Here is a 7956-nt window from a genome sequence, read left to right as displayed (position 1 = left end):
CTGCCACAGCGTGGCAGACGGCTCGGCGCGGTTGAGGGTATAGAAGTGAATGCCGGGCACGCCGCCATCCAACAAGCGCCGGCACAGCGTCAGGGTTACGTCCAGCCCAAAGGCGCGCAGGCTGCCCAGATCATCGCCGAAATCCTCCAGCCGGCGCGCCAGCCAGCGCGGGATTTCCGCGCCACAGGCAGCGGAGAAACGGGCAAGCTGGGTGTAGTTGGTGATGGGCATCACGCCCGGCACGATGGGCACCGTGACGCCGGCCGCCGCCGCCGCCTCGCGGAAGCGGAAATAGGCGTCGGCGTTGAAGAAATACTGCGTAATCGCACCGTCGGCACCGGCCCGGACCTTGCGCACGAAAGCGTCCATGTCCGCGCGGGCGCTTTTTGCCTGCGGGTGCACTTCCGGGTAGGCGGCCACTTCCAGGTGAAACCAGTCACCGGTCTCGCGGCGGATGAAGGCCACCAGGTCACTGGCGTAGCGAAACTCGCCCGGCGTATCGCCCATCCCGGACGGCACATCGCCGCGCAGCGCCACCAGCCGGCGGATGCCGAGCCCACGGTAGCCATCCAGCAGCTCGCGGATACTGCTGGCGCTGGCACCGACGCAGGAGATGTGCGGCGCCACCGGAGCCTGTTGCTCGGCTTGGATAGCGCTGACCGTATCCAGGGTCAGGTCACGCGTGCTACCACCCGCGCCAAAGGTGACCGACACATAGGCCGGGTCCAGTGCCAGCAGTACCCGCCGGGCCTCGATAAAGCGCGCCGCGGCCTCGTCGCTGCGCGGCGGGAAGAACTCGAAGCTGAAGCTGCGCTCGCTACCCACGGCGGGCCTCAGTACCGGTAATGATCGGGCTTGAACGGCCCCTGCTGGGACAGGCCCAGGTACGCCGCCTGCTTGTCGGTCAGGCGCGTCACACGGGCGCCGATGCGCGCCAGGTGCAGGGTGGCGACTTTCTCGTCCAGGTGCTTGGGCAGCACATAGACCTGCTTTTGATAGCGCTCGCCGTGGCCGAACAGCTCGATCTGTGCCAGCACCTGGTTGGTGAAGGAGTTGGACATCACGAAGCTCGGGTGGCCGGTGGCGCAGCCCAGGTTCACCAGCCGCCCTTCGGCCAGCAGGATGATGCGTTTGCCGTCCGGGAAGATGATGTGATCCACCTGCGGCTTGATGTTCTCCCAGCGGTACTGGCGCAGGGCGGCAACCTCGATTTCGGAATCGAAGTGGCCGATGTTGCACACGATCGCCTGCGTCTTCATGGCCGCCATGTGGTCGTGGGTGATGACGTCCAGGTTGCCGGTGGCGGTGACAAAGATGTCCGCCAGCGGCGCGGCCTCGTCCATGGTCACCACGCGGTAGCCTTCCATGGCCGCCTGCAGGGCGCAGATGGGGTCGATCTCGGTCACCATGACGGTGGCGCCCAGGCCCCGCAGGGACTGCGCGCAGCCCTTGCCGACGTCGCCGTAGCCGGCCACCACGGCGATCTTGCCGGCGATCATCACGTCCGTGGCGCGCTTGATGCCGTCCACCAGTGACTCGCGGCAGCCGTACAGGTTGTCGAACTTGCTCTTGGTGACCGAGTCGTTGACGTTGATGGCCGGGAACGGCAGCTGGCCGTCGGCGGCCATCTGGTACAGGCGCTTCACGCCGGTGGTGGTTTCTTCCGTCACGCCGCGGATGCCGGCCAGCTGCTTGCTGTACCAGCCCGGCTGGCTGGCGATGCGCTCGCGGATGGACTTGTAGAGGGCTACTTCCTCGTCGTTCTCGGGCTTGGCGATGACGCTGGCGTCCTGCTCGGCGCGGGCGCCCAGAATCAGCAACAGCGTGGCGTCGCCGCCGTCGTCCAGGATCATGTTGGCGCCGCCTTCAAAGTCGAAGATGCGGTGCGTGTAGGCCCAGTATTCGTCCAGCGTCTCGCCCTTGGTGGCGAATACCGGCGTGCCGGTGGCGGCAATGGCCGCCGCGGCGTGATCCTGGGTCGAGAAGATATTGCAGGACGCCCAGCGCACATCGGCGCCCAGCGCCTGCAGGGTCTCGATCAGCACCGCTGTCTGGATGGTCATGTGCAGGGAACCTGCAACGCGCGCGCCGGCCAGGGGCTTGGCTGCGGCGTATTCGTCACGGGTGGCCATCAGGCCGGGCATTTCGCTCTCGGCGATGGCGATTTCCTTGCGCCCCCAGTCGGCCAGGGCGAGGTCGGCGACGTGGAAATCGTGCGGTTTCTGGATGGCGTTCACGCGGTCACTCCTTATTCGGACGACCGGGCGGAGCGATGTCGATGAAAAGCTCGCACCGGCCGCGGGTCACGGGGGTAACGAGCGCGGTTGGACGACCTGAGCCTGGCGGGGATTCCGTTGCAGCGCTCCTCAGGTGGACGGCATTCTAACCGTCGGCGCCGGCCGCGTCAGCCGCCGTCCTGTAATACCAATGACCGCTGGTACCCTTGCCCGGCCCGCCATCCACCCACGCCCGCCCGGTGACAACCGCTCCTCAGACCCGCTTCGTCGACAGCATCAAGGTGGTTCCCGCCGCGACGTGGAACGGCCTCGACCTGGCCGGCAACCCGTTTTTGCGGCATGAATTCTTGCTGGCGCTGGAGGAATCCGGCTGCGTGGATGGCCGCAGCGGCTGGACCAGCCAACACTTGCTGATCGAAACCGCCGGCCGCCTGCTGGCGGCGGCACCGGTTTACGTGAAGCAGCATTCCTACGGCGAGTACGTGTTCGACTGGGCCTGGGCCAACGCCTACCAGCGCGCCGGCCTGCGCTATTACCCGAAGCTGGTTGTCGGGGTGCCGTTCACGCCGGTGACCGGGCCACGCCTGCTGCTGGCACCGGGCGCTGATGAATCGGCCCTCATGACCACGGCCGGCGAGGCGCTGATTGCCCATGCCCAGCTGCTGCAGGCCTCATCGGTGCATTGGCTGTTTCCCTCCACCAAGCAGGCAGACCGCTTGCAAGGCGGGCAGTGGTTGCGACGCAGCGGTCATCAGTTTCATTGGGAGAACCGTGGCTACGGCAGCTTCGACGATTATCTGGCCGCGCTGACCGCCGAGAAGCGCAAGAAGGTCCGCCGCGAGCGCCGTCAGGTGGCCGAGGCTGGCATCCGCGTCGGGGTGGTACCTGGCAGCGAGGCTGGCGCAGATGCATGGGCGGCAATGTATGGGTTTTACCGGACCACCGTCGCCCGCCACGGGGCGATTCCGTATCTGACCGAGGCGTTTTTTCAGCGCCTGGGCGAAACGCTGGCGGACTGCACCGTATTGTTGATGGCGGTGCGCGATGGCCGCTATGTGGCTGGCGCACTTAACCTGCAAGGCGCAGACGCGCTGTATGGGCGGTACTGGGGCTGCCATGCCGATTATCACAGCCTGCATTTCGAGACCTGTTATTACCGCGCCATCGAGCACTGCATCGACAGCGGCCTGGCGCGTTTCGAGGCCGGCGCCCAGGGCGAGCACAAGCTCAGTCGCGGGTTTCTGCCAGTCGAAACCCATTCGCTGCACTGGCTGGCCGAGCCGCGTTTTGCCGACGCCGTTGCCGACTACCTGGCCGAGGAAACCGGCGAACTGGAGCGTTACCGCGACTTGCTGGCCGAGCACTCGCCGTTTCGCCGCGCAGAGTCTTGACCGGGCCGCGACTGTACTGGGTGCGCGAGGGCCACTGGCGGCTGGGCTGGCCGCCGGCGGAGCAGGCTTGCGAAGAACCGAACGGCCTGCTGGCGGCCGGTGGCGATCTTGAGGCGACCACCCTGATCGACGCCTACCGACGTGGCGTGTTCCCCTGGTTCAGCGAGGGTGATCCGATCCTGTGGTGGACGCCGCAGCCGCGCGCGGTGCTGTGGCCACAGAATTTCGAACCGGCGCGCAGCTTGCGCAGGCGACTGGCGCGCGGCGACTACCGGGTCGGCTTCGACACCGCTTTCGCGGCAGTGGTCAACGCCTGCGCCGCGCCGCGCGAGGGCGCGGTCGGCACCTGGATTACGCCCGCCATGGCGGCGGCATACGCTGCCCTGCACCGGCTTGGCTATGCGCACAGCGTCGAAGCCTGGCAGGACGGTGACCTGGTCGGCGGTCTGTATGGGGTCGCTCTGGGCAAGGTGTTTTTCGGCGAATCCATGTTCAGCCGGCGCACGGATGCTTCCAAGGTCGCATTTGCCCATCTGGTGCGGTATTTGCGAGAACATGACTATCAGCTCATCGATTGCCAGTTGGCTTCCGATCACCTGACTAGCCTCGGCGCCGTAGACATGCCACGCGTCGAGTTCTTAAGATTGCTGGAGCAATACGCTCAAGCACCTGACGCTCGCGGACCCTGGCACGTCGATGATGATCTTTAACACCCGTTTCGGGCGGCTGTTTTTCTTCTCAACCGAACCGCAAACCTGCAGCTACCTGCCGGACCGCGAGGCGGTGATGCTGTTCGCCGACCCGAACAAGGTCATCGACACCGATACCTACGCGCGGCTGATTGAGTATGGCTTTCGGCGCAGCGGCGACAACGTCTACCGGCCGCACTGCCGCGGCTGCAACGCCTGTATCCCGGTACGCATCCCGGTCGCCGAGTTCACGCCCGACCGCGCGCAGCGCCGCGCCTGGCGTGATAACCAGGATCTCACGGTCACCCTGACCAAGACCGAGTTCGGGCTGCAGCACATCGACATCTACCATCGCTACCAGGTGGCGCGCCACGACGGTCGCGTCGGCGAACGCGACTCCCGCGAGCAACTCGAATTCCTGCGCAGCCGCTTCATCAACACGTCCAGCCTCGAATACCACCTGGACGACCGGCTGGTGATGGTCAGCGTCATCGACCAGTTGCCGCAGGGCCTGTCGGCCGTGTACACGTTTTACGAAACCGGCGATCCGGACATCTCCCGGCGCAGCCTGGGCACCTTTGGCGTGCTGCGGCTGATCGAGGAATGCCGCCAGCGCGACCTGCCCTGGCTATACCTTGGCTACTGGATCGCCGAGTCCGACAAGATGAGCTACAAGAGCCGCTACCGGCCGTTGCACGCCTACCGCGATGGCCGCTGGGAACTGGTCGACCTGACGGCAAAGGAACCGGCCGAGGGCACTCAAACCCTGTAAAAATCCATTACGTCGCGAATCAGGTCGTTGGCGACAATGATCTTCTTGGCCGCAATCTTGAGCCCGCCGGCCACCGGCCGCAGTCGGTGCTCGTAATGGCAGTAGAAGTTATCGATGGTCTTGTGCCGGTAGCTCATGGTCTGGCAGTTGGCATAAACCATGATGTCACCGTTGGCCTGCGGTTCCACCAGAATGTTGCTGATCTGGTGCACGGTGCGCGGCAGCGGCACCGACGCTGACGACATGCCGGTGCGGATGCGAAACACCCGATCCTCCAGCCCCGAGCGGTCGCCGTACCACATCAGCGACAACTGGCTTTGCGGGTCAGTGGTCAGTTCGTATTCGGTGTCCCACATCGGGATCCAGAACGTCGCGTCGGGCAGGTACAGGTCCAGCCAGCCATCCCAGTCACGCTGATCAAGCCTGCGCGCCTCGGTGTGCAGCAGATCGGCGCAGGTCTGTGTGAGGTCCTGTGGCATGGTCGCCTCCTGGCGTGCGACGGCGCTCAACTGTTTGCCCCTTTGGCGCTCAAGGTTTCGAGCCACCAGCGGTGCTGGGCGGCCATGATCCCTTCGTCCTCCAGCCGCGTGCCGAAGGACTGCACTTCGATCCCCAGGGCGGCGGCTTCCTCGTTCGGCTCGTTGAAGTGCACGTGCTTCAGACCCCGCGACACGTCGTTCCACCGCGCCAGGCGACCCTTGTAGGCAATCTGGCTCTGGGTGAATTCCATGATGTCGTCCGGCGTCGCCATGCCGGATGCGTTGAAGAAATCCTCCCACTGGCGGATGCGGTGGGTGCGGTCCCTGGCGCTTTCGCCAACAGGCGCGATGCCGTAGATGGTGACCTCGGTCTCGTCCACGGAAATGGGCCGGAACACGCGAATCTGGGTCGAGGTCTGGTCCATCACGAACACGTTCGGGTACAGCAGCAGGTTGCGCAGGCGCGCCACCATCCAGTGCGCCTTCTTGGCGCCGAATTTCTCCGTGTACTCGGCCAGCTGGCTATAGTTCGGCCGGTCCGTGGGGTTGGGGAAATCCCCCCACAGCATGACGTGGCCGTGACCCAGATCGAAGAAGCCGCCCTGCTTCTTGTCGATGCCGCCGACCTGCATGGCCTTGACCGGGTCGGCATCGCCGCGCAGCTTGCGTCGGTGCTCTGTCGTCATCACGTAATTGCCGTGCGTGGCATACAGGTGATAGCCGTCGACGCCGTTCTCGGCCTGGATCTTCCAGTTACCCTTGAAGGTATAGGTAGACGAGCCCTTGAGAATCTCAAGCCCGTGCGGGCTCTGGTCGGCCAGCAGGTCGATGTAGGTCGCGGCCGGCCCCAGGTGCTGCTCCAGCGGCAACACGTCGGCGTTCAGGCTGCCAAAGATGAAGCCGCGGTAGCCTTTGACCTGCGGCACCTTGGTCAGGCCGTAGTTTTTCTTGTCGAAGCAGTCCGGATAACCGGCGCCATCTTCCTTGAACACCACCTTGGCGTCGCCGCGGGTATCGAATACCCAGCCGTGAAAGGGGCAGCTGTAGTCGGCCCGGTTGCCGCGCATCTCGCGCACCAGGGTAGTACCGCGGTGTCCGCAGGCGTTGATGAATGCGTTGATTTCGCCTTCCGGGCTGCGTACCAGGATCACCGGCTGGCGGCCCATGAACAGGGTCATGAAATCGTTGGGGTTCGGGATCTGGCTCTCGTGGGCCAGGTATATCCAGTTACCTTCCCAGATTCGTTCCATCTCCAGCTCGAACAATTCCGGGTCGGTGAAGATGGAACGGTCCACCCGCACCACTCCGGCCTCAACCCGGTCGTCCAGATATCCGGCCAGATTCACGTTGCCGGCAGTACTGCGTGCGTCCATCGAATGATCCCCTTGCGTGCGGACGGGTGCGCTCGGAATCGCCGGGCGACTTACCTTTCGCAGTGTGGCCAGCTCCGTTGGCAGCGTCTTGACGGCGGTCAACATCGCCGACGAACCTAACGCCCGTTGACGTTGTGCTTCGGGCGGGGCAGCATGGGCGATCCGGTGTGCCACAATCGACCGGCGACTTCCCATACCGCAAGGGCCAGACACCATGAACTACACCAAGGACCAGATCGAGCAGGAAATCATCCGCATCCTGGAGCAGGGCACCGCCGCCGTGAAAAAGGTGGTCGATGCCTACGCCGCACGCCGCACGCCAGAGCGTGACATGAACTGGCTATGTATCCAGATGGGCAAGGAATTCGGCGCCATCCTGCTGCATGCCGACCTGGGCAAGGCAGCCATTCGCGGTGGCATGGACGGCCGGGCCATGGACGAGAAATTTCAGACCATCAAGGAAGAGGTCGCCCACTACCAGGGCTACTACAACCTGCTGAACCGCACCATCGGCAAGGACACCGAAATCCCGGTCCAGCACATCTACAGCTATGTGCTGGCCAACCTGGGCCCGCACGGCATCGAGGCAGACGCCCCGATGCTGGCGCAAAAAGACCGCTGGCCGGCCAACTTCAACTACATCGCCAACATGGGTGCCTATGCCAAGGGCAAGCACCCGTGGGTGGGCCGCGTGCTGAGCGCCACCGGCGAGGGCGCCGCGGGCGGCTGGCACTGGGCCATGAGCCAGTTGCCGCCGATGGACGACTTCTTCAAGGAAGCCGCCAAGGTGCAAAAGGGCATCGCCATCGACGAGCTACGCCACGGCCCGCAGGAACTGGCCGGCATCTGCGACGATTACTCGCCGGACATGAACATTGACCTGCCCGAACTGTTCCGCGAGCTGCGCCACGCGCGCTACCTGGAAGTGCTGCAACGCAACGAGCAGTTCCTGTACCCGATGAGTGACGAGGAAATCGAGGTAATTCATCAGGAACTGATGAATGACGCCATCGAG

At 64.6% G+C, this 7956-nt stretch carries 8 protein-coding genes and 1 riboswitch; of the genes, 4 read left to right on the top strand and 4 right to left on the bottom strand.

Going from position 1 to position 7956, the window contains the following annotated elements; genetic code table 11:
• Together metF and ahcY are read right to left on the bottom strand one after the other, a co-directional pair.
• On the bottom strand, positions 1-825 hold an 825-nt coding region (gene metF / locus ABZF37_RS12595; protein WP_372720441.1), incomplete at its 3' end, for a methylenetetrahydrofolate reductase [NAD(P)H].
• Between the two features lie 8 nt (positions 826-833).
• Entirely contained in the window at positions 834-2237 is a 1404-nt protein-coding gene (ahcY, locus tag ABZF37_RS12590; RefSeq protein ID WP_372720439.1) for an adenosylhomocysteinase, read from the bottom strand.
• 72 nt (positions 2238-2309) lie between these two features.
• Positions 2310-2374, bottom strand: a riboswitch (S-adenosyl-L-homocysteine riboswitch).
• A gap of 102 nt (positions 2375-2476) precedes the next feature.
• Here ahcY and ABZF37_RS12585 point away from each other — a divergent pair.
• The 3 genes from ABZF37_RS12585 to ABZF37_RS12575 are packed head-to-tail and all read left to right on the top strand — an operon-like array spanning position 2477 to position 5089.
• A complete protein-coding gene (locus ABZF37_RS12585) occupies positions 2477-3628 on the top strand; it encodes a GNAT family N-acetyltransferase (protein ID WP_372720437.1) in 1152 nt (383 codons plus the stop codon).
• Positions 3625-4338 (top strand): leucyl/phenylalanyl-tRNA--protein transferase, encoded by a 714-nt coding sequence (gene aat, locus ABZF37_RS12580; RefSeq protein ID WP_372720435.1) that lies wholly within the window; start codon positions 3625-3627, stop codon positions 4336-4338. The genes ABZF37_RS12585 and aat overlap by 4 nt, the downstream gene beginning before the upstream one ends.
• Positions 4328-5089: an arginyltransferase gene (locus ABZF37_RS12575; RefSeq protein ID WP_372720433.1), complete on the top strand. Its 762-nt coding sequence runs from the start codon at positions 4328-4330 to the stop codon at positions 5087-5089. Before aat ends, ABZF37_RS12575 begins: the two co-directional genes overlap by 11 nt.
• On the opposite strand, the gene ABZF37_RS12570 is transcribed toward ABZF37_RS12575, so the two are convergent.
• Both ABZF37_RS12570 and ABZF37_RS12565 read right to left on the bottom strand, forming a co-directional pair.
• Positions 5077-5568, bottom strand: a complete 492-nt coding sequence (locus tag ABZF37_RS12570; protein WP_372720431.1) for an aromatic-ring-hydroxylating dioxygenase subunit beta — start codon at positions 5566-5568, stop codon at positions 5077-5079. The two genes, ABZF37_RS12575 and ABZF37_RS12570, sit on opposite strands and share 13 nt — an antisense overlap.
• Positions 5569-5594: 26 nt before the next feature.
• Entirely contained in the window at positions 5595-6941 is a 1347-nt protein-coding gene (locus ABZF37_RS12565; RefSeq protein WP_372720429.1) for a Rieske 2Fe-2S domain-containing protein, read from the bottom strand.
• A gap of 214 nt (positions 6942-7155) precedes the next feature.
• On the opposite strand from ABZF37_RS12565, the gene ABZF37_RS12560 reads away from it, so the two are divergent.
• Positions 7156-7956 (top strand): hypothetical protein (locus tag ABZF37_RS12560; RefSeq protein WP_372720426.1); only part of this gene is annotated, 801 nt, incomplete at its 3' end.

This window comes from Immundisolibacter sp. (genome assembly GCF_041601295.1).
Taxonomy (GTDB): Bacteria; Pseudomonadota; Gammaproteobacteria; order Immundisolibacterales; family Immundisolibacteraceae; genus Immundisolibacter.
This window is presented reverse-complemented; position numbering and strand designations above follow the sequence as displayed.